The 19,488-nt window shown below is 71.8% G+C and carries 19 protein-coding genes and 1 pseudogene; 9 read left to right on the forward strand and 11 right to left on the reverse strand.

Features of this window, described 5'->3' with window-relative positions; all coding sequences use genetic code 11:
- The first annotated feature begins 3 nt into the window (after positions 1-3).
- On the forward strand, positions 4-942 hold the full coding sequence (locus ACFZBU_RS44680) for a hypothetical protein (protein WP_391589562.1): 939 nt from the start codon (positions 4-6) through the stop codon (positions 940-942).
- Between the two features lie 18 nt (positions 943-960).
- Here the strand turns inward: ACFZBU_RS44680 and ACFZBU_RS44685 are convergent, their stop codons facing one another.
- The gene (locus ACFZBU_RS44685) at positions 961-2,892 is read right to left on the reverse strand and encodes a flavin-containing monooxygenase (protein WP_391589563.1); all 1,932 of its coding nucleotides are present in this window, start codon (positions 2,890-2,892) and stop codon (positions 961-963) included.
- Between the two features lie 514 nt (positions 2,893-3,406).
- Here ACFZBU_RS44685 and ACFZBU_RS44690 point away from each other — a divergent pair.
- From ACFZBU_RS44690 to ACFZBU_RS44705, 4 genes are all read left to right on the forward strand, one after another.
- Complete coding sequence (locus tag ACFZBU_RS44690) at positions 3,407-3,964, forward strand: hypothetical protein (RefSeq protein WP_391589564.1); 558 nt, start codon at positions 3,407-3,409, stop codon at positions 3,962-3,964.
- Positions 3,965-4,094: 130 nt separating this feature from the next.
- Positions 4,095-5,159, forward strand: coding sequence for a methyltransferase (locus tag ACFZBU_RS44695; RefSeq protein ID WP_391589565.1), 1,065 nt, complete (start codon positions 4,095-4,097; stop codon positions 5,157-5,159).
- Between the two features lie 249 nt (positions 5,160-5,408).
- Positions 5,409-6,056, forward strand: a complete 648-nt coding sequence (locus tag ACFZBU_RS44700; protein WP_391589619.1) for an L-threonylcarbamoyladenylate synthase — start codon at positions 5,409-5,411, stop codon at positions 6,054-6,056.
- A gap of 173 nt (positions 6,057-6,229) precedes the next feature.
- Positions 6,230-6,880 carry a carbonic anhydrase gene (locus tag ACFZBU_RS44705; protein ID WP_391589566.1) on the forward strand — a complete coding sequence of 217 codons (651 nt, stop codon included), beginning with the start codon at positions 6,230-6,232 and terminating at the stop codon, positions 6,878-6,880.
- Positions 6,881-7,035: 155 nt separating this feature from the next.
- On the opposite strand, the gene ACFZBU_RS44710 is transcribed toward ACFZBU_RS44705, so the two are convergent.
- A complete protein-coding gene (locus tag ACFZBU_RS44710) occupies positions 7,036-7,515 on the reverse strand; it encodes a pyridoxal-phosphate dependent enzyme (protein WP_391589567.1) in 480 nt (159 codons plus the stop codon).
- Positions 7,516-7,734: 219 nt separating this feature from the next.
- The gene (locus ACFZBU_RS44715; protein ID WP_391589620.1) at positions 7,735-9,756 is read right to left on the reverse strand and encodes an alpha/beta fold hydrolase; all 2,022 of its coding nucleotides are present in this window, start codon (positions 9,754-9,756) and stop codon (positions 7,735-7,737) included.
- On the opposite strand from ACFZBU_RS44715, the pseudogene ACFZBU_RS44720 reads away from it, so the two are divergent.
- Positions 9,695-9,991 (forward strand): annotated as a pseudogene (locus ACFZBU_RS44720) (enolase C-terminal domain-like protein); the annotation flags it as partial. The gene ACFZBU_RS44715 and the pseudogene ACFZBU_RS44720 sit on opposite strands and share 62 nt — an antisense overlap.
- Before the next feature lie 171 nt (positions 9,992-10,162).
- Here the strand turns inward: ACFZBU_RS44720 and ACFZBU_RS44725 are convergent.
- The gene (locus ACFZBU_RS44725; protein WP_391589568.1) at positions 10,163-11,029 is read right to left on the reverse strand and encodes a helix-turn-helix transcriptional regulator; all 867 of its coding nucleotides are present in this window, start codon (positions 11,027-11,029) and stop codon (positions 10,163-10,165) included.
- A 105-nt stretch (positions 11,030-11,134) separates the two neighbouring features.
- On the opposite strand from ACFZBU_RS44725, the gene ACFZBU_RS44730 reads away from it, so the two are divergent.
- Positions 11,135-12,031, forward strand: coding sequence for an alpha/beta fold hydrolase (locus ACFZBU_RS44730; RefSeq protein WP_391589569.1), 897 nt, complete (start codon positions 11,135-11,137; stop codon positions 12,029-12,031).
- 157 nt (positions 12,032-12,188) lie between these two features.
- Here the strand turns inward: ACFZBU_RS44730 and ACFZBU_RS44735 are convergent, their stop codons facing one another.
- From ACFZBU_RS44735 to ACFZBU_RS44745, 3 genes are all read right to left on the reverse strand, one after another.
- Complete coding sequence (locus ACFZBU_RS44735; protein WP_391589570.1) at positions 12,189-12,449, reverse strand: hypothetical protein; 261 nt, start codon at positions 12,447-12,449, stop codon at positions 12,189-12,191.
- A gap of 48 nt (positions 12,450-12,497) precedes the next feature.
- The gene (locus ACFZBU_RS44740) at positions 12,498-12,761 is read right to left on the reverse strand and encodes a hypothetical protein (protein WP_391589571.1); all 264 of its coding nucleotides are present in this window, start codon (positions 12,759-12,761) and stop codon (positions 12,498-12,500) included.
- A 464-nt stretch (positions 12,762-13,225) separates the two neighbouring features.
- Complete coding sequence (locus tag ACFZBU_RS44745) at positions 13,226-13,975, reverse strand: Crp/Fnr family transcriptional regulator (protein WP_391589572.1); 750 nt, start codon at positions 13,973-13,975, stop codon at positions 13,226-13,228.
- Positions 13,976-13,998: 23 nt separating this feature from the next.
- On the opposite strand from ACFZBU_RS44745, the gene ACFZBU_RS44750 reads away from it, so the two are divergent.
- Positions 13,999-14,265 carry a YciI family protein gene (locus tag ACFZBU_RS44750; RefSeq protein ID WP_391589573.1) on the forward strand — a complete coding sequence of 89 codons (267 nt, stop codon included), beginning with the start codon at positions 13,999-14,001 and terminating at the stop codon, positions 14,263-14,265.
- Between the two features lie 237 nt (positions 14,266-14,502).
- Here the strand turns inward: ACFZBU_RS44750 and ACFZBU_RS44755 are convergent, their stop codons facing one another.
- The 4 genes from ACFZBU_RS44755 to ACFZBU_RS44770 all read right to left on the reverse strand — a co-directional run bounded on the left by ACFZBU_RS44755 (position 14,503) and on the right by ACFZBU_RS44770 (position 18,647).
- On the reverse strand, positions 14,503-15,489 hold the full coding sequence (locus ACFZBU_RS44755) for an endonuclease/exonuclease/phosphatase family protein (RefSeq protein WP_391589621.1): 987 nt from the start codon (positions 15,487-15,489) through the stop codon (positions 14,503-14,505).
- 130 nt (positions 15,490-15,619) lie between these two features.
- Positions 15,620-16,738: a sensor histidine kinase gene (locus ACFZBU_RS44760; RefSeq protein WP_391589574.1), complete on the reverse strand. Its 1,119-nt coding sequence runs from the start codon at positions 16,736-16,738 to the stop codon at positions 15,620-15,622.
- Positions 16,739-16,751: 13 nt separating this feature from the next.
- Complete coding sequence (locus tag ACFZBU_RS44765; protein WP_391589575.1) at positions 16,752-17,075, reverse strand: hypothetical protein; 324 nt, start codon at positions 17,073-17,075, stop codon at positions 16,752-16,754.
- A gap of 234 nt (positions 17,076-17,309) precedes the next feature.
- A complete protein-coding gene (locus ACFZBU_RS44770; protein WP_391589576.1) occupies positions 17,310-18,647 on the reverse strand; it encodes a HEAT repeat domain-containing protein in 1,338 nt (445 codons plus the stop codon).
- Between the two features lie 384 nt (positions 18,648-19,031).
- Here ACFZBU_RS44770 and ACFZBU_RS44775 point away from each other — a divergent pair, with 384 nt between their 5' ends.
- Positions 19,032-19,400, forward strand: a complete 369-nt coding sequence (locus tag ACFZBU_RS44775) for a hypothetical protein (RefSeq protein ID WP_391589577.1) — start codon at positions 19,032-19,034, stop codon at positions 19,398-19,400.
- Positions 19,401-19,488: the final 88 nt, after the last annotated feature.

Genomic DNA, 19,488 nt, shown 5'->3' on the forward strand with positions numbered 1-19,488 from the left:
CATATGACAAGCGAATCCGTGCTGTGGCTCGCTCCTCCCCACCGCCTGCCCCACGACTTGGCAGGCCTGCGTGCGGCGGCGCACCGACCCGATCGTCACCACACGCCCCCCGGCCACCGTCGCGTCCCCGAACGCGACCCCCGCGAAGCCGCGTTCGACGAATACTTCGTAGTCGCGCGGTGCGCCTGTGCCCCCGAGCCCCTGCTGATCGACGCCCTGGACGACATCCTCGGCACGGTGCGGGCCTTCTCCCGGAACCCGGACGGAACCCCGACCGAGCCCGACCTCGAACTCGCCGCGCACGCGGCGGGTTTGGCTCCTCGAACGGACTCTTCCGAACGCGCGACGCAGGCCACGGTGCGCGAACGCTGGATCCAGGGACACCGACTGTTCTTCGCCCTCACCCAGGCCACCGTCATCGCCCTGCGACACGCCCTGCACGCCCCCTCGCCCGCCGAGACGGCGCACGGGCTGGACAGCGCCGCGCACTTCCTGCGCGCCTGTGCGTCCGCCCTGCGGATCACCGCGTCCTTCGGCGTCGACGACTACCACGACATCGTCCGGCCCTCGATGGCTCCACCGCATGTCCGCCGAACGGGGTTCTCCGGCCTGTGGTCGGCCGATCACCGGGTCCTGGTGCGGTGCCTGCGCGAGTGGGGTCTGGCCGCACCGACGAAGTCCGCCACTCTGCGGCCTGCCCACCGACGCCTTGTCGAGGTCCTGACCGAAGTGCACCACGCCCATGTGGGCGTCTGCTCGCGCTTCGTCGGCTCCGGACCCTCCCTGCTCCGCGGCGCGGAACCGGGAGTGCAGGCGCTCGAACGCCTGTGTCAGCGGCGCCGCGCCGGCCTGGACGTCGAGCCCGCCGGCGCGCCGGCCCGACTGCCCGACGCCCGGGACGAGATCCGCACCGCCGCGCGGAATTCCCGGACCGCCCCGTGACGACCAGGCCCACCATCGTCAGTCGATCGTGTAGGAGTCCGGATCCGGGCTCTTGGTCCAGTCCCGGTAGTCGACCAAACGCCACGGGCTCGCGGTGTAGATGTCGCCGTTGCGGTTCTTGAACCACGAGTGCTCGACGGCCGGGGAGGACCACACCATCTGCTTGATCTCCGCCTGGTGCCGCGCGGTGTACTCGTCGTGCGCCTCGCGGGTGGGCTCCATGGAGCGGTGCCCCCCGGAGATCAGCGTGTCCAGACACGCCGAGACATACCGCATCTGGCACTCGGACTGGAAGATCAGGCTGCCGCCGTGCGCGAGCCCGGTGCCCGGCCCGTACAGGCAGAAGAAGTTCGGGAAGTTCGGGACGGTGATGCCCAGGTACGCGGTGGGCGTGTCGCCCCACTGCTCGCCGAGCACCGCGCCGCCGCGTCCGACGATGTGCATCGGCCACAGGAACCTGTTGGCGTGGAAGCCCGTCGCGTACACGATGACGTCCGCCTCGTACCGCTCTCCGGACGTGCTGATCACCGCGTCCTTCTCGATGCGTGCGACGCCCTCCCGGACCAGGTCCACGTTGTCGCGCTTGAGGGTGCGCAGCCAACTCCCGTTGTCCTGCAGGGTGCGCTTGCCGGTCGCGGGGTAGTCCGGGAGAACCTTGGCGAGCAGTTCGGGGTCGTCGCCGACCTGGGCGGTGATCCAGTCGGTGAACCACCGGCGGGTGAGGTCGTTGCGCTCGCTGATCGCGCGGTCCTGGTGGGGCCACTCGGGATCGATGCGGGCCCCGGCCAGGGCGCCGTCGCTGCCCGGCCAGAAGATCATGAAGCGGTACCAGCGGCCGTAGAACGGCAGATGCCGCAGCGCCCACCGCACGCCGGGGCCGACCTTCTCGTGGTAGTTCGGGTTGGGGAACATCCACTGCGCGGTGCGCTGAAAGACGGTCAGGTGCGCGACGTCCGGTGCGATCGTGGGGGCGATCTGGAAGCCGCTGGCCCCGGCTCCGATCTGCACGACCCTGCGGCCCAGGTAATCGACGCCGTGGTCCCATCGCGCGGAGTGGAAGGACGGACCGGCGAAGTCGTCCATGCCCTCGATGTCGGGCAGCTTGGGTCGATTGAGCAGGCCGACCGCCGAGATCACCGCTCGGGCGGTCAGCACCGAGCGGGCACCGTCGGTCTCGACGGTCACCTGCCACGTCGCGGAGCCCTCGTCCCACACCGCGGAGACGACCTCGGTGCCCCAGCGCACGTGCTCGGCGATGCCGCGACGGTTCATCACGGACTCGAAGTAGGCCTGGAGTTCGGGTTGGCGGGCGAAGAACTCGCTCCAGTGGTCGCTGGGTTCGAAGCTGTAGCAGTAGAAGTGGTTGCCCACGTCGACGCGGCAGCCCGGGTAGGTGTTCTCGTACCACGTGCCCCCCACGCCGGCGTTCTTCTCGACGATCGTGAACGGTATGCCGGCCTCCTCGAGCCGGATCCCGGCCAGCAGACCGGATTGACCGCAGCCGATGACCACGACCGGGAACCCCGCACGGGCGGCCGGATCCCCCGACTCGCTCGCGCGGCGGGCGTCCACGCCGTCGAGCTCCATGTCCTCCAGGAGCATCGGCAGGTACTCTCGCGGGACCTCGTCGCAGGCCACCCAGCTCATCATCTCGTGCAGCAGCTCGGGGCCGGGCTGCTCGGGCAACACGCAGCCCGCGTCCCGGTACGCGCGGATGGCCTCCAGCGCGAGCCTGCGCACCTCGGCCTGCTCCTCCTCGGGCATGAAGCCCTGGATCTCGTTGAGTACCAGCATGCGCGGCTTGATCGCGCCCCGGATGTACGACGGGTCGCCGGTCAAGTGGACCAGCGACAACATCAGCGCCGGGACGCTGACGTCCTCCAGCGCCGCGGCGATCGCCGCGTCGTCATCGGTGATCGGCAGTCCTGCGTGCGGGTTGCGGGCGTTCATCCGGACGCTCTCCAAGTCGGTGAGGCGACCGGCGGCAACCGTCCGCCGGCTGCGTGGCTCACGAGACGACGCCCCGAGTGAGGTGATCGTCGGCGAAGCGGCACATGCGCTCGGGCCCATCGGGCCCATCGGGCCGAACATGCGGGCCGGTTCGGTGAGCGCAGACCGGTGGGGACGCTCGGAACCGACCCGGCGAGTGCGCGGTGCCGCGGCATGTCTCGCCGCATGGGTGAACCCGGGCATACGCCAACAAAATGCCACTGAAGGGATTCCCTCGGTCGCAGAGTGGCACGAACTCATTGACTGGGTCAAGAGGCTGGGAGCCGCCCGGGGTCGGCCGTCGGGAAGGTGTCTCGCCCTTTCGAGGGAACACCCGCAACGCCTCCCGGACCTGCGTCGTTGTGCGATCGCAGTGCCTGTCATTCTCGTTCCCGCCGCCGCGGCGGGTGCGGCGAGCGCCCCTACGGCTCCTTCGCCGCCGCCCGACGGCCACATCCGTCTGCGAGGTCGACCCATGAACCCCACCCGACTCCTCGGTACGGGACCGGCCGGCCTCGCCGCCGGGCTGGTGCTCGTCGCGGCGGGTACGGCGAGTTCGGCCGGACCCGCCGCGCACGCGCTGCCGGTGCCCGTGGTGCAGGTCTGCACCGGGTTCCAGAGCGAAACCTTCACGCCGGGGTTGAACGCGACGCCGCGTCAGGTCGCCGGTGCAGGCACCGGCGAGCTGACCTCCTGTCTGCCCTTCGGCGACTCGCTGCCCGCTTCGGGTCGCCTGACCTCCACGATGTCGGGGGTGATGACCTGCGACGGAGGCACCCGCACCCGGAAGACGACCATCACCTGGGACGACGGCGGCAGCAGCACCCTCGAGGAGTCCGGCGGCGTCGAAAGCCCGGTCGGCGGGGGGCGGGCGGCGGTCTTCAAGGGGAGGATCCTCTCCGGACGCTTCGCCGGCGCCACGACGGTCACCACCCGAACCCTGTCGCCACTGCCCAAGCCACAATGCGCGACCGAGGCCGGTCTCACCGAGGCCGCGGGTCCGTTGACGGTGGAGATCGCGCACCTGTCCTGAGTGTGCGGGTGGGTTTCGGACGTTCGTGCTCGACCTCCCGACGGAAAGCGAGGAACGCGTATCCGCGTCGCGCGCCGGCTGCCACGATGAGGCGACAGCAGGGCCGCCCCCACGACGAGGAGGTCATCCGGTGAGTGATGTCCAGCCCCGACCGGCCGACGGCAACCGACCGGCCGACGCCGCCGATCCGGACGGCCGCGCCTCGGCGGCGTATCTGATCGACGAGGCGCTGGCGTATCTGTACCCGGCCGCGCTTCGAGCGGCCGCCGTCGTCGGGGTGGCCGACCACCTGGCCGACGGCCCGCGCACCCCGGCCGAGTTGGCCGGCCCCACCGGCACCGACCCGGCCTACCTCCACCGGGTCCTGCGCCTGTTGGCCACCCGCGGCCTGTTCGCCGAGGACGGCACCGGGGCCTTCCGGCTCACCGCCGCCGGCGGCGCGCTGCGCAGCGACGCCCCGCTGTCCGTGCGGTCCGCCGTCCTGATGATCACCGACCGCACCATGTGGCTGCCGGCCGGCGAGATGGACCGCTGCCTGCGCGAGGGCGGGTCGGCCTTCGACGCGATCTTCGGAATGCCGTTCTTCGATCACTTCGCCCGAGACGCCGCCACGGCCGCCGTCTTCCACGACGGCATGGCGGCCATGTCCGACCCGGAGGACCAGCCCATCGCCGACGCGTACGACTTCCCCGAGCACGGCGTGGTGGTCGACGTCGGCGGCGGCCACGGCGGCCTGCTCCGGGCCGTCCTGCGCGGCCGGCCCGCACTGCACGGCGTGCTCTACGACCGGGCGCACGTGCTGGCCGGCCATCGCCTGGACTCCCCGGACCTCGCGGGGCGTTGGCGGCTTGCCGAGGGTGACTTCTTCGCCGCCGTGCCCGACGGCGGCGACGTCTACACGATGAAGCGGATCACCCACGACTGGGACGACGAGCACTGCGTGACCCTGCTGCGCAACTGCCGCCGCGCGCTGGCCCCCGGCGGCCGGATCCTGGTCGTCGACGCCGTCGTCCCGCCCGGCGACGCCCGGCACCAGGCCAAGGCACTGGACCTGATGATGATGGCCTCCCTGGCCGGCCGGGAGCGCACCGCCGCGGATTTCGCGGCCCTGTTCGCCGAGGCCGGCCTGCGGCTGAACCGCATCCTCGACACTCCCACGGTGCTGTCCGTCGTGGAGGCCGTGGCCACCGACTGAGCAGCGGCCGTGCCGGGACGACTCCCGGGGCGGGCCCGCCCCCGACCTGCCGGGTTTTCGCCGCGGTGGAGCCGAGCCCCGCGCCGGCGACACGCGCGGCGCCCACGCCCGCGCGGCCGTGACCGGACCTCCCGCGGGTTCGTGCGCGAGCGGGCGAACCGTACGGCGGGAACGCTCGGCGCGGGCCGGTAGCCTGCCGGAGTGAGCAAGCAGGTGCGGGCCGAAGGCCCGGTGGAATGGAGGACGGCGATGTCCCGTCGTTATGACTGCTCCACGGCGTCCGGGCGTTCCGTCGGGCTCGACGAGGCCGCCGCGGCGGTGCGCCGGGGTGAACTGGTGGTGCTGCCGACGGACACCGTGTACGGCGTCGGGGCCGATGCGTTCGACCGAAAGGCGGTGAGCAGTCTGCTGGAGGCCAAGGGCCGGGGGCGGGCCATGCCCTCGCCGGTGCTGGTCGCATCCGCGGACGCCCTGCGGGACCTGGTCACCGACTTTCCCCCGCCGGGCCGGGCACTGGTGGAAACGTTCTGGCCGGGCGGGCTGACCCTGATCCTGCGGCACAGGCCGTCGCTGGACTGGGACCTGGGGGAGACGCACGGCACGGTGGCGGTCCGGATGCCGGCCCATCCGGTGGCCCTCGACCTGCTGGCCCGAACCGGCCCGATGGCGGTCTCCAGCGCCAACCTGACGGGCCGGCCGTCCCCGCAGGACTGTGCCGCCGCCCAAGACATGCTCCGCGACTCGATCGCCGTCTACCTGGACGCGGGGCCCACCGAAGCCGCCGTCGCCTCCTCGATCGTGGACCTGACCGCCGCGACTCCCGTGCTGAAGCGCGCGGGGGCGATCGACGTCCTGCGCCTGCGCGAGGTGGTACCCGACCTGCGGGAGGACGGGTGATGCGATCCCGCGCCGACCGAGCGCACCCATCGGCGCAGCCCGCCCCGCGACAGGTTCGCTCGTCGGGGCCCGGTCCCGATGCCCGACCGGGCGCCGGACGAATCCTGCCGCCGTCGCCCGTCCTTCGGCGGGCCCCGATGCCGTGGGGAACGAGGCTTGGCTAATCTGCGGTCATGCCCGACATCTCGCCACCGACTCCGTCCGAAGCCGCCGAACTGCTGATGGCCGGCAACCGACGCTTCGTCGCCGGCACCCCACAACACCCGAACCAGAACGCCGCGCGCCGCGCGCAGACCGCGCCCGGCCAGCGTCCCTTCGCCGTGCTCTTCGGCTGCTCCGACTCACGCCTGGCCGCCGAGATCATCTTCGACCGGGGGCTGGGCGACCTGTTCGTCGTCCGCACCGCGGGCCATGTGGCGGGGCCGGAGGTGCTCGGCAGCATCGAGTACGGCGTGAGCGTGTTGGACTGCCCGCTGGTCGTGGTCCTGGGCCACGACTCGTGCGGCGCCATCGCGGCCGCCCGTGCCGCACTGACCGACGGCGTCGCGGCCACCGGTTACGTGCGCGACGTCATTGAACGCGTCACGCCCAGCCTCCTGGCCGCCCGCGCGGCCGGGCTCACCGAGGACGACGACATCCTCGCCGAGCACATACGGCACAGTGTCGACCTCCTGCTGGACCGCTCCCGGGTGCTCGCCGACCAGGTCGCCGAGGGACGAACGGCCGTGCTGGGCCTGTCCTACCGGCTTGCCGACGGCAGCGCCCGACTCGTCACGGCCCGCGGCCTACCGGCCGAGGCGACGCCCCCGGCCCCCGGCGCCTGAACGGCGACCGGCTCCGGCGACGGAGCCGGGAGCAACGCCGGCACGTGCCTCGTGGCCCGGTGACCCCACGCGACCCCGGCGACCCCTGACCGGTGATGAGGCCGCCGCTCACGCCTGCCCGGCGTGAGCGACGGCCTCCGGAGTTCCGCGGGGGCTCAGCGGCCGGTCAGCAGGACGATCCGGTTCCCGCCGACCGCAGTGGTCTCGGCGTGCGCCAGCAGGCCGGCGAGCGCGGCCGAGCCCGCCGCGGTGGGGTGAACTCCGTACTGTCCCAGCAGGGCCCGGGCGGCGAGCACTGCGTCGTCGTCCGCGGCGTGCGCCGCGCCGCCCGAGTCGGCTACCGCGGCCAGGGCCTGGGGGCCGTGCAGGGCGTGCCAGTTGACCAGGGGCTCGTTGTGCTCCGTCGTGACGACGTCCCGGCTGGGCAGCGTGCGGTAGGGCCCCGGCCAGCTCGTCACGATCGGGTTGTTGCCGGGAGAGCCGACGGCGTGGATGGTCAGCGGCCAGGCCGGCAGGCGGGCTCGGCGGTGGGCGGCGACGATCGTCGTGCCGTTGCCGACCGGGATCCACAGAGCGGCCGGGGCGCCGCCCAGTTCTCGGTGCAGAGCGTGGACGACATGTCCGTGGCCCTCCATGACCGCGTCCTGGCAGGGGCCGTCGACATTGCCGTCCAGAGCCCCCGACGTGTGGGCCAGGCGATGGCTCGGCGTGGCTCTTGAGGAAGAAGTGTCCCGCGCGCGGCAGCACGACGAGGCCCAAGGCGCCTTCGGTGAAGTGCCGCCATTCCTGGTGGCGTTCCTGATAGTGCTCGGTGACCCGGTCGCGGGCGCCGACGACCGTGAGCACCGGAACCTTCAGTGGGGCGTAGGTCTGCCGGTACGCGGCGGTGAAGTACTCCTCGGCGTCGCGGGCGTCGTGCCGGACGTTGCGGAGTACGAACGCCTCCTGCTCGTCGTCGTCCAGATCGGTGAAACCGCCGCGTGCGCGGAGGTAGGCCAGGATTCGCGGTCGGAGGTGAAGCGGTCCACCGGCACGTGCCGGTGGATCCAGTCGAAGAACCGTCCGGGCAGCCGGGCGGTCGGGAATCCCGCCCCGAGCGCGACCCCGGCCGGCGGCACGCCCGCGGCCTCGGCGCGCCGTGCCACTTCCACGGTGAGCGCGACGCCGAGACAGTGCCCGTAGAGCAGGACCGGGCCGGCGATCGTTCGCATTTCGGCGACGATGCGGTCGGAGACGACGGCGATCGGCTCCGGGTCCTCGTCCGGCCTGGACCGGTCGTGGCCCGGCAACTCCAACGCCCGCAGCGCCCAGTTCGCCGGAAGCGCGTCGGCGAGCGGCTGATAGGCGACGGCGCTGCCACCGGAGTAGGGCACCGCGACGACGGTGTGCCCGCCGGTCGCCGGGTCGGCGTCGCCGGCGGTGAGCCGTTGCAGCAGCCGCTGATCGGCGGGCCCGGCCTCCGACCGCGCGTCGAGATGTGCGGCCAGTCGACGGATGGTGGCGTACTGGTAGAACTCGACCAGCCTGGGGGCCGGTTCGATGCGGCGGACGACCCCGAGCGCCGAGAACGAGTCGCCGCCGAGGGCGAAGAAGTTGTCGTCGATGCCGGGTTCGGGGATCCCGAGCACCTCCGCCCAGATCGCCGCGATCCGCTTCTCGGCGTCGGTCCGAGCCGGTGTCGTGGCGGATGCCGGCCCGGTTCCGGCCGGGGCGGGCAGCGCGCGCCGGTCCAGTTTTCCGTTCGGCGTCAACGGGAGCGCGGGCAGCGTGAGGATACGGGTGGGAACCATGTGCGCGGGCAGACCCGCGGCGAGCATCTCGCGGTAGGCGGCCTCGTCGGCATCCGCCCCGTCGCGGGTCACCACGTAGCCGATGAGCCGGCTGATGCCGCCGGGCGACCCGTGCGCGGCCACGGCGCACGCCGCCACCCGCTCCAACACGGCGAGACGGGCCTCGACCTCGCCGAGTTCGATCCGGTACCCGTTGATCTCGACCTGGTCGTCGAGCCTGCCGAGGAAGTCGACGGTGCCGTCGAGGTGGAACCGGGCCGAGTCGCCGGTGCGGTACATCCGGGCGCCGGGTGCGGTGACGAACGGATCGCACACGAACCGCTCGGCGGTCAGCTCGGGCCGGTCGTGATAGCCGGATGCGACGCCGAGCCCGCCCGGATACAGCTCGCCGACCACGCCTGCGGGAACCGGCCGGCGGTGCGCGTCGAGGACGTAGACCCGGTTGTTCGGGAAGGGCCGTCCGATCGGCAACGGCGCGTCGTCGGCGAGATGTTCGACCGAACCTTCGAAGAGCACGTTGTCGACGGTGGCCTCGGTGACACCGTACGAATTGACGACGCGGTTGTTCGGGCCGACCAGGCGTTGCGCCAGCTTGTATTCCCTGACGTGCCACTTCTCGCCGCCGCCGATCAGCAGACGGACGAACGACAGGTCCGATCCGCTGCTCCGGGTGTGGTCGAGGAGCGCGCGCAGTACCGCGGGCACGAGTTCGGTGCAGTCGACGTTCTCGGTCTTGGCAACCGGTGAGAGCACGGTGACGTCGGTGCGCCCGGTGTACCGGTGCAGGACGACCTGGAGTCCGGCCGGGACCACCATGAACAGGCTTGCCCGCCGGTCGCCGGCATAGGAACGCAGTCGGTCCGACAGGTCGGGATCCAGCGGACGGCTGATCCGGGCGGCGGCGTACGAGGGGGTGGCCGGGCGAGGCCGGTCGGTGGGCAATTCCAGATCGAGATCGGCGCCGTCGAATCGTTCCAGCCAATACGAGACGAGTGCCGCGTCGCCCCTGGCATCGGCGCTGCGGGAGGCCCGTCGGATCCACGACGTCTGCGCTGCCTCCGGCGTTCCGGTGTGGTGCGGTGGAATGCTCGAAACCGGGCTGGGCCGGGCCGGGAACGCGGCGCTGGCCGCGTTGCCGAACTTCACGTTGCCGGGGGACATTTCGGCCTCGGATCGATACTTCGCCACCGACATCACCGAGCCTTTCGTCCTGCGGGACGGGCACCTCGCGGTAGCGACGGGTCCCGGTCTCGGTGTCGAGCCGATCCCGGCGGTGCTGGACGAGGTCACCACGACGGTGAGCGAACTACGCCGAGGCTGACCGGCGGGGGGATGCCATCCGCGGAGGCGGAGATTTCGGGGGTGGTGGTCGGAGCGGGGGGTGGGCGGGCTTGGGGACGTCTCGGTTTGGCGGAACACTCCGTGGGTTCGGCCGAGGGAGGGGCGCGCGGCCGAGGGAGGGGCGCGCGAGAGCGCACAGCGTTCCCGGCGCCTATGGTGCGGTCGCGCCCGGCGCGTGGCGGTCGTGCCGGTGCTGCGGGCCGAGCACGCGCAACTCGTCCAGCACCGTGGTACCACCGGGCGGAGGGGTGAAGATCCGCAGCCGCTGGTCCGCCGCCGGCGTCGCCAGCACCTCGCAGTCCAGGTCGATCCTGCCCAGGTCGGGATGCACGAGCCGGTACGGGTGCGACCTGCGCACGGCGACCTCGTGCCGGTCCCACAGCGCCGTGAATTCCGGGCTCGCGGCCCGGAGTCGCGTCACAAGCGAGCGGGACGCCGCGTCGTCGCCGCGACGGGTCGTCGCGGCCCGCAGGTCGGCGACCAACTGCCGGGCCTGCCCCTCGTGTTCCTCGACCGCGAAGTGAGCGCGGACGGCGGGGTCGGTGAACCAGCCCAGCACGATGTTGCGGTCCTCCTCGGCGACCGTGCACACGCACCCGAACAGCGCGAGCGCCAGGTCGTTCTGCGCCAGCAGGTCGCCCAGATCGCTCACCACCTGCACGGGCACGCCGTCCAGGCGGTCGAGGAGGTACCGCAGGGCCGGCCGCAGGTACTCCCCGGCCCGCGCGCCCTCCGGCGGGCGGTGTCCGGCGAGCAGGTACAGGTGGTCCCGCTCGTCCTCGGTCAGCCGCAGCGCGCCCGCCAGCGCGGCGAGCACCTGGACCGAGGGCTGGGGGCCGCGGGCCTGTTCGAGCCGCATGCAGTAGTCGGCCGACACGCCGGCGAGCATCGCGACCTCCTCGCGACGCAGGCCCGGGGTCCGCCGCCTCGGCCCTTCGACGAGCCCGACGTCGCGTGGCGTCAGCCGCTCCCGGGATCGGCGCAGGAAATCGGCGAGGTCGGGACGATTGAGTGTCATGTCCTTCCCAGGATATCGGTGTCGTGAAAGCGCATCCCGGGACCGCCGATCCTAGGGGAAACGCTCCGCTTCTGCGGGTGCCGGCGGTGGCGGCACGATCGGTACATGGCCCTCCAGGGCCTGTTCGGCGAGAAGATCGGTGGTCGCATCATGAGGGAATCCGTACTGGAAGTTCCGGGCGCACGACTGCGCTACGCCGTCCGCGGCGAGGGTCCCCTGCTCCTGCTCGTCGCCGGGGGCCACCACGGTGTCGACGCGAACGAACCGCTCGCGGGCCACCTCGCCGAGCGGTACACCGTCCTCACCTACGACCGGCGCGGCCTGTCGGGGAGCACCACCGAGGCCCCCGCGACGACGCTCGCCACGCACGCCGACGACGTCTCCCGCCTGCTCTCCGCCTTCACTCCGGAACCCGCACTCGTCTACGGCACCAGCATCGGCGCCCTGATCTCGCTGGAGTTGACCGTCAGGCACCCCGATCAGGTCGCGGCGGTCGTCGCGCACGAACCGCCCGTCACGCACCTGCTGCCGGAACCCGGGCGCACCCTCGCCCTCGGGCAACTGCGCACCATCGAGGAGACCTTCAGGGCGGAGGGAGCGGCTCCGGCGATGCGCAGGTTCGCGGCCGACATCGACATCGACCCGAGCGACTGCGAGCCGGACGTCCCGACACGCGCTCCGGGGCCCGACCACCTGCGGAACGCGGAAGTCCTGCTCACGCACGACATGCCGGCGATCAGGGCGCACGTCCTCGACGTGGCCGCGCTCAAGGGCTCACCCGCCCGTGTCGTGCCCGCCGCCGGTGAGAACTCGGGCCACGTCTGGCCACACACGTGCGCCGCGATGCTCGCCGGTGCACTGGGCACACGCCTGGAGACATTTCCCGGCGGCCACAACGGATACGTCTTTCGCCCACGCGGAACCGCGGAACGAATCCACACAGTGCTCGACTCCCGACCCGCGACAGGCCCCGGCGCAGGAGGCGGACCGCAGCTTCGGTGAAGCGGTTCATGTCGACGGTGGGGCCGTCGGCCCACACCCGTTCGTGCCGTATTCCGGCGGTCTCCGGGCGCAGGGCCTCGACGGGGATGCTCGTGCCGGCGGCGGCGGCGATCGCGGGTCCGTCGTAGCAGTCCCGGGCGACGTGGGAGGAGCCGGGTCAGGTCCGGTGTCCGCTGATCCGGGAGACGTGGCCCGCGCTCGCGACGACGACGAATCGGTGGCCGAGCGCGGTGGGTTCGGTGTCGAGGTGCAGGACGCCCTCGGTGCCCGTCGCCAGGACGGGCCCGCCGTCGATGATCCCGGTCCAGGTGCGGGGGAGGGTGTCGCCGTCGATGGGCCAGTCGTACAGGTCGGCCGTGATCTCGATGTCCCCGCGGCCGGGAACGGTGACGTGGCCGTGCGCCGAGGTGATCTCCATCATTCGAGTGTGCGTCGGCCGGCCCGATCCCGCCGGCGGCGGAACGGACTACCCGGGCGGGTCGGTCGGTTGACCGGTGAGGGCGGCCAGGGCGGCCTTCTTGAGGGCGTCACGGTCCTCGGCGCTCGTGGCGCCGGCGTCCTCGCGGGCGGCGATCAGCGCCCGCATGGCGTTCATCCGCGCGGCTCTGGCCCGGTCGAGCGCCTGGGCGTCGTCGGTGTCCGCGACCCGCAGACATTCCAGGTGGGCCAACTCGAACGCGAGTTGGTGGTCGAGCAGGGGGCGCAGGCGCTCGGGCAGTGCTTCGGCCATGCGTTCGACCCTACGGACGACATGCCGCCGCTCACCGCGACGCCCCGCCAAGGCAGCCGAATTCGCCCGGACGGAGCACCCGGCCCACCTCGGTCACCGGCTGTCCGTCTCCATCGATCCGGTCTGTCCTGCGGGCCGGCAACCGTGGTCCCAGCGGCCGAGGCCGGATCCACCGGACACGCTCACCGGGGCGGGCCGCACCCTGCGCGAGCCGCTGCGGGCGCTGGAGGAATGGTCGATCGCGCACCTCGGCAACGTGTCGGCGTCGCAGGAAGCCGACGACCGCGAATTGGCGTCCTTCCGACTCCACGGATCACGACACGTAACGCTGCGCTTCGGCGGTGCCTACTGCGGACAGTCGCCATCCTTGCCGTCGCGGCGGGGAGTGCGGCGGGGAGTGCTCCCGCCGCCCTTGGGCCGGCGCAACGGCCGTGCCGGCAAGACCTGGGCCCGCTCGTCGGGGATCAGGTCGTCGAGATCTTCCCTCGTCCACGCGAATGCGCGAGTGGCCCGGGGCCGGGGGCGGTCGCGCGCAGAGCGAGGAGTTCCGGTGCGAGCACGGCGACACCGCGGCGGGTGACCTCGATCAAACCGTCGTGGCTCAACCGGGCGAGCAATCGGTTGACCGTCACTCGGGTCGTCCCGAGCACGTCGGCCAAGTCCTGTTGGGTGCCCGGAAGTTCGACCCGGGCTCGGGCGGAAGCCGCCGCTTGCGTCAACAGCCAGGTCGCCAGCCTCGCTTCGACCGGCAGGGTGGCGGCGTCGGCGAACCGCTCCTGTTGATGTCGGGCATGCTCGGCGAGCAGGCGCAATACGTGCCGACGCACCGCCGGCACGTCGTCGACCAGTTCCTCGAATCGGGTTCGAGGCAGGCTGCGCACGGAGCAGTGGGTGACCGCGGTGAGGGTGGCCGTGTGCCCGCCACCGTCGATCACGGCGACCTTGTCCAGCGCGCACGGACCCGTCCAGTCGCCGAAGCGGACGGCCCGGCCGCCGGCCGTGGTGGTGGCGGCGGACACCCGGCCGCGCAGCAGCACAAGGAGGTGCTCGGCCGGATCGCCGGCATTGCGGATCACCTCTCCCGCGCGGTGGCGCCGCGGGAGCGAGACGAACCACAGCGCGCGCAGCCGATCCTCGGGCAGTGTGGCGAACAGGGGCACGGCGGCCATGGCCCGCCATGGCGCCGATGTATCGGCCGATACTGAACTTCCCATCGGCAGACCGTACCGTCGCCCGCATGATGATCCTCGAACTGGCCTTCACCGCTTCCCCCGAACGGTTCGCCGCGCGTGCTGCACACCGGTCGTTCCTCGCCCGGCTGCACGAGGAGGGACGCCTGCTCGCGGCGGGTCCCTGGGCGGACGACTCGGGCGCGCTGCTGGTATTCGATCTGGAGCGCCCGGAACTGGAGGACATCCTGGACGCCGATCCGTACTACCGCACGCCGGGTGTGACGATCACAGGCATCCGGGAATGGGCACCGGTGGTCGGCCCGAAGCGCTGACGGGCGCTCCAACAGCGACACCTACATCCACACCTACATCCACACCCACGACGGCGGCACACCGTGGGCACGAGTGTCCACCGCACCGCTTGCGGGACGCCAGGACCGGCGGATGCACCCGCGGTGCTCGATCCTGGCGGGGCGGCTGGATGCGGAGCATCCGTGCCGACGACGAGGCGGCCGGCGGCGGTTCGCCGTTTGCCGATCGGGTCCGGCACGGTTCGTGCCGGGGTGCGGTCACCAGTCGAGGCGGGCTGCCACCGGGCGGTGGTCGCTTCCGGTGGCCGGCAGCACCCACGCGCTCTGCGGCTTCACGCCCCGGGTGAGGATCTGGTCGATCCGTACCATCGGGAACGTCGCCGGCCAGCTGAAGCCGAAGCCGTTGCCGGCCGCGTCCTGGGCCGAGTGCAGCTGCGAGGTGATGCCGTCGAGCGCACGGTCGTCCGTGGTGCCGTTCATGTCGCCGAGCAGCACCATCCGCTCGTTCTGCTCGGCGGCGACGGCCTTGGCGAGCGCCTCGGCGTTCCTGTTCCGGGTCCCCGTCCCGAAGCCTCCCCTGGGATTCACGCGTACCGAGCCCAGATGGGCGACGTACACGGCCAGCGGCCCGTGGTCGGTGGCCACCGTGGCGCGCAGCGCCCGGTTGTCGGCCCACTTGTCGGCGGCCGGCTTGGAGTCGCCCAGCGGCCCGACGTCCTGCGCGATGTCGACCGGCCGGATGTCCGACAGTGGCAACGTGCTCCACAGTCCGACGGTGCCCTGCACCGAGTGGTACGGGTATGCCTGCGCCAGCTCCTTCTCGTACACCGGCTTGGCCTGCGTGTCGATCTCCTCGAGGGCCAGCAGGATCGCACCGGAGGCGGCCAGATCGCGGGCGGTGCCGGTGGGGTCGGGGTTGTCGGCGTCGACGTTGTGGCTGATCACGGTGAGGTCGCCGCCCGGGTGCGACTTGTCGGTGAGCAAGCCGCCGAAGAGGCTCACCCACGTCACGACCGGCAGCAGCAGAGCGACCACCGCGACGGCGGAGCGGCGCCACAGGGCCCCGGCGAGGAGCACCGGGATGAACACTCCGAACCACGGCAGGAAGGCCTCCACCAGGCTGCCGATGTTCCAGATCCGGTTCGGTATCCACGCGTGCAGGAGCAGGAGCAGGCCGAGGAGCAACGCCGTCGCCGTGAGCACCCGGGCGCGTTTCCACGGCCCCGGTCGGGACAGGCCGCCGATCGCCCGGTGGACGACCGAGCGCTTGTCGGCGGTTTCGGCGGGTCGGGTGGTTGCGGCCGTCTCGGCGCGCGCCTCCGCTTCGGTCCGCGGCGGCGCGGCCGACGGCGCGCCCGCGACGTCTTCTCTTGCTTCACTCACTGATCGAGTTCCTGAACTGTTTGGCTGAATGCGGTGCCGGGGCGGGCAGTCGAACGGTGATACGCAGGCCGCCGTCGGTGCGCGGGACGAGGGTGAGGGATCCGTCGTGTACGTGGACGATCCGCTGGACGATGGCCAGGCCGAGGCCGACCCCGGCGTGGTCGTTGTGGATGCGCTCGGTGCCGCGCTGGAACGGTTCGGTGAGGGTCGGGACCGACTGCGGGGAGAGCTCTTCGCCGCTGTTCTCGACGGTGAGTACCGCGCTCCCGGACCGGACGCCGGTGCGGACCCACACGGCGCCCCGTTCGGGCAGGTTGTGCACGATGGCGTTGTGCACCAGGTTCGTCGTCATCTGCAGCAGCAGCGCCGGCGAGCCGGAAGCCGTGGCGATGTCGCCGGAGGTGTCGATGGTGACCTCGCGCTTCTCGGCGAGCGGGAGCAGCGTCTCGACGGCCTCTTCCGTGAGCAGGGACAGGTCGACGGGCTCCCGGGTGAAGGCCTGCTTGTCGGCGCGGCTGAGCACGAGCAGCGCCTCGGTGAGGTCGATCGCCCGGGCGTTGACGACGCGGAGGCGCTCGACGAACGCGTCGATGTCACGATGCGGATCGTTGCGGGCCACGTCGAGAAGGGCCTGCGTGGTCGCCAGCGGCGTGCGCAGTTCGTGCGAGGCGTTGGCGGCGAACCGCTGCTGCTCGGCGACGTGTGCTTCGAGCCGCTCCAGCATGGTGTCGAAGGCATCGGCGAGTTCGCGGAACTCGTCCCCGCGTCCCGGCAGCCGGATGCGGTGCGAGAGCGATCCGTTGGTGGCCATCCGGGTGGCGTCCGTGATGCGGGTCAGCGGAGCGAGCATGCGGCCGGCGAGGATCCACCCGCCCACGAGACCGAACACCAGCAGGAACGCCAGTACCGCGGCCGCCCTCGGAGCGAAAACGTCCAAAAGGGCGGACCGGATGGGGAAGACGCCACCCTGGGGCCTGTCATCGGGGTTGATGAGCATCGCGCGGTCGGGGACGTAACTCAGGAGGAACACCCACACCGCCGCCATCAGCAGGGCGCCGGCCAGCATGAGGAATCCGGCGTAGCTGAGGGTGAGTTTGACGCGAACGCTCACACCGGGCTGCCGCCTATCCACGGCCACGTTCCGCGCGTCCGGTGCGGGGTGCCGTGTCGATGCGGTGGTCGACGCCCGGCACGGTGGCGCTCATCCAGGGCTCACCGAGATGCCTGCGCAGGGCCGAGACGGTGACGTGTACCGCGTCGGCGACCTCTTCGACGCCGGCCCCGGGAACGTCCCGATCGAGGACGGCGACGTCGTACGTATCGATGCTCGGCAGCTCCGGCGCGGTGCCGCCGTCGACCGCGATGTCCGCCGCGATGGCTTCCGGGCGCAGGCCATCGCAGATGGCCTCGGCCATACGGGGGTCGTCCTCGACGATCAACACACGCATACGCCGAGGCTACGAGCCCGGGCATATCGTCGCCGTATCGAAAACCGCGTCCGGGACGGCAACCTGCCGAACGGCTGTGCGCCGAGCCGGACGGGGCGACCGCCCGGGCGGCCACCGCGCGGGGGAAGCGCTGCCGTGCCGGGGCGGTTTGACGGCCCGTCCGGGGCTTCGTGTGTCGGGTGAGAATCCGATGGGCCGACCCGGGCGCCCGGTCACCACGGATGCGACTGGGCTTCAGGTAGCGGACGAGCACTCGACGTGGCGAGGCCGAGCGTCGGCGCTTCGGGACTTCGATGGTGCGATGGCCGGGGTGTGTTGTGGGTGTTCGGCGGCGCGAGCGCGGTGTCGGTACACGTCGTCGAGCAGCCAGTGGTACGGGGAGTCCTCGTCGGTGGGGTCGAGGCCGCGCAGGATCTCGTCGCCGCGGGGGTCGTCTCGCAGGGCGAGCCGTGCCGCCGCCTCCACGCGTACGTCCCGGTCCGGGTCGACGAGGCAGCCGGCGAGCAGGTCCGAGACGTCGGCGGTGTCCGGTGGGGCGGAGGCGAGGGCACAGCAGGCCGCTCGGCGAACCGCCGCGTTCGCGTCCCCGATGCGCTCCGTCGCGGCGACCAGGGCCTCGGGGCTTGCCGTCTCGATCTCGGAACGCAGTCCGCCGACCGCCTGCTCCCGAACCTTGGCGTCGAGGTGGCGAGTGAGCGAGGGAAGCGCTTGGCCGGCGCGTGGATCCATGGCGTCGACGAGCCCGGCGGTGAGCACCCGGGTCACCCGAGGATCGGGTTCGCAGGCCACCCGGCGCAGGAACAGGTCGACGAGCGGCCGGTCGTACGGTGCGTCGGCACGCTCGTCGAAGAGGTTCATCAGGCGGAGTACTTCCGCGCCGAAGTACCGCTCCAACGGGTCCGACCGGTCGCACAGGGCGGCGGCGGCATCCCACACGCCGGTGTCATGACGCTGCTCGAGCGCGTACGTCGTCGCCCACCACACCTCGTGGTCGACATCGGGTTCGGCCAGGGCGCGCGACAACAACTCGTCGAACGGCGGGCGGATGCCGTAGCGCGGCTCGAGCGCGGTGAGGATGGCGGTGTGTCCGTTCCTGATCGTCAGACCACCCGACGACAGTTCCTCGCAGACGGTCCCGGACTCCGACCGTCGGACGCTTCCGCGCTCGACCCGACCGGAACCGCTTCCACGGCGCAACTCCGTCTCGACGTCCGCCTCGTGCCAGTACCGGGCCGTCGCCAAGGCGTCACGTCCTTCGGCGTCCGCGAGCCACAACTTGGCCCCGTGCCCGACGAGTCTGTCCGTGATCTCGCAGGCGCCTCGGCCGATCGCGCGCAACAGCGGAGTGCGGCCGTCGGGCGCGGCGTCGTCCAGCCGGGCCCACGCGAGCAGGACGTCGACGACCGGAAGGTCGAAAGCGTCCACCGCCAGACACAACGCGGGAGTGCCGTGCTCGTCGACGGAATCGGGATCGGCTCCCGCGTCCAACAACGCGGCTGTCAGCTTTGCGTCCCCACTCCGTACTGCGGCTATGAGTGGCTCCACGCCCGCGTCTCCCGTCCGCTTCGACATACCGCGTCCTCCACCTGTCACACCACGAGATCGAGGACGGAACGAGGGTAGCCGGCCGGGTCGGGCCCCCGCGCACGGGTCGGCATCACCTGGTGAAGTATCGGGGACACCCGGGCTCGAGTGCGTCATTTGATGAATCCCGCGAGACGGTGCGCTCGGTCAGGGCCAGGCTCCCGGCGTATGGAGCGATTTCCGGCGCCGGTTGCGTCGCCGTTGGCGCGGCATCCGGATTCTCGTCGGCCGGCACGACGGTGGTATGCCGAGGCGCGCGTGTAGAACGACCGTGGTGGGGGCGGATCCACCCCACGTTTGACGTGCTCTGCCGGCCCCGTGGATAGCGTCGTCCTGCCATTGCACAACCGACTACACAGGGGAGAGAAAACCATGAAACGACGCATAGCCACGGGGCTCGTCGCGGTGGCAGCCTTCGCGGCATGCTCCGGGACGGCCGTCGCCTCGGCGGCGCCCGCCGCACCGTCCGGGCAGGTGAGCGTCCTGGGCAATTGCCCGGAGACGAGGAACGTGTCCATCAACGGCGCCGAAGCCCACTGGACCGTTTGGTGCTCGGGTGGCCGGGTCTACGTCGACGGCTACGTGAAGGACACCAAGGCCGACGGAAAGTGCGCCGAGGTCTACGGCAGCGTCGGCTCGGTGGCAGTCAACAGCGCCAACGCCTGCCCCAAGAACACCAAGAAGACGTTCGCCTGGAACGCGCCGGGTAGCAGCGTCGCCCTGTACCTGCGTCTGATCTGATCCGCAGCGACCGGTCGTTCGGCCGGTGATCCGCCAAGAGGATCACCGGCCGGACGGCCGGACCCGGCCGGACGCGGCGCGTTGTGCG

Source organism: Embleya sp. NPDC008237 (assembly GCF_042956465.1).
GTDB lineage: Bacteria > Actinomycetota > Actinomycetes > Streptomycetales > Streptomycetaceae > Embleya.

What these genes read in the sequence shown, in the direction of transcription:
- ACFZBU_RS44680 (WP_391589562.1), top strand. Translation starts at nt 4, where the DNA reads ATGACAAGCGAATCCGTGCTGTGGCTCGCTCCTCCCCACCGCCTGCCC.
- ACFZBU_RS44685 (WP_391589563.1), bottom strand. Translation starts at nt 2,892, where the DNA reads ATGAACGCCCGCAACCCGCACGCAGGACTGCCGATCACCGATGACGAC.
- ACFZBU_RS44690 (WP_391589564.1), top strand. Translation starts at nt 3,407, where the DNA reads ATGAACCCCACCCGACTCCTCGGTACGGGACCGGCCGGCCTCGCCGCC.
- ACFZBU_RS44700 (WP_391589619.1), top strand. Translation starts at nt 5,409, where the DNA reads ATGTCCCGTCGTTATGACTGCTCCACGGCGTCCGGGCGTTCCGTCGGG.
- ACFZBU_RS44705 (WP_391589566.1), top strand. Translation starts at nt 6,230, where the DNA reads ATGCCCGACATCTCGCCACCGACTCCGTCCGAAGCCGCCGAACTGCTG.
- ACFZBU_RS44710 (WP_391589567.1), bottom strand. Translation starts at nt 7,515, where the DNA reads ATGGAGGGCCACGGACATGTCGTCCACGCTCTGCACCGAGAACTGGGC.
- ACFZBU_RS44725 (WP_391589568.1), bottom strand. Translation starts at nt 11,029, where the DNA reads ATGACACTCAATCGTCCCGACCTCGCCGATTTCCTGCGCCGATCCCGG.
- ACFZBU_RS44730 (WP_391589569.1), top strand. Translation starts at nt 11,135, where the DNA reads ATGGCCCTCCAGGGCCTGTTCGGCGAGAAGATCGGTGGTCGCATCATG.
- ACFZBU_RS44735 (WP_391589570.1), bottom strand. Translation starts at nt 12,449, where the DNA reads ATGGAGATCACCTCGGCGCACGGCCACGTCACCGTTCCCGGCCGCGGG.
- ACFZBU_RS44740 (WP_391589571.1), bottom strand. Translation starts at nt 12,761, where the DNA reads ATGGCCGAAGCACTGCCCGAGCGCCTGCGCCCCCTGCTCGACCACCAA.
- ACFZBU_RS44745 (WP_391589572.1), bottom strand. Translation starts at nt 13,975, where the DNA reads ATGGGAAGTTCAGTATCGGCCGATACATCGGCGCCATGGCGGGCCATG.
- ACFZBU_RS44750 (WP_391589573.1), top strand. Translation starts at nt 13,999, where the DNA reads ATGATGATCCTCGAACTGGCCTTCACCGCTTCCCCCGAACGGTTCGCC.
- ACFZBU_RS44765 (WP_391589575.1), bottom strand. Translation starts at nt 17,075, where the DNA reads ATGCGTGTGTTGATCGTCGAGGACGACCCCCGTATGGCCGAGGCCATC.
- ACFZBU_RS44770 (WP_391589576.1), bottom strand. Translation starts at nt 18,647, where the DNA reads ATGTCGAAGCGGACGGGAGACGCGGGCGTGGAGCCACTCATAGCCGCA.
- ACFZBU_RS44775 (WP_391589577.1), top strand. Translation starts at nt 19,032, where the DNA reads ATGAAACGACGCATAGCCACGGGGCTCGTCGCGGTGGCAGCCTTCGCG.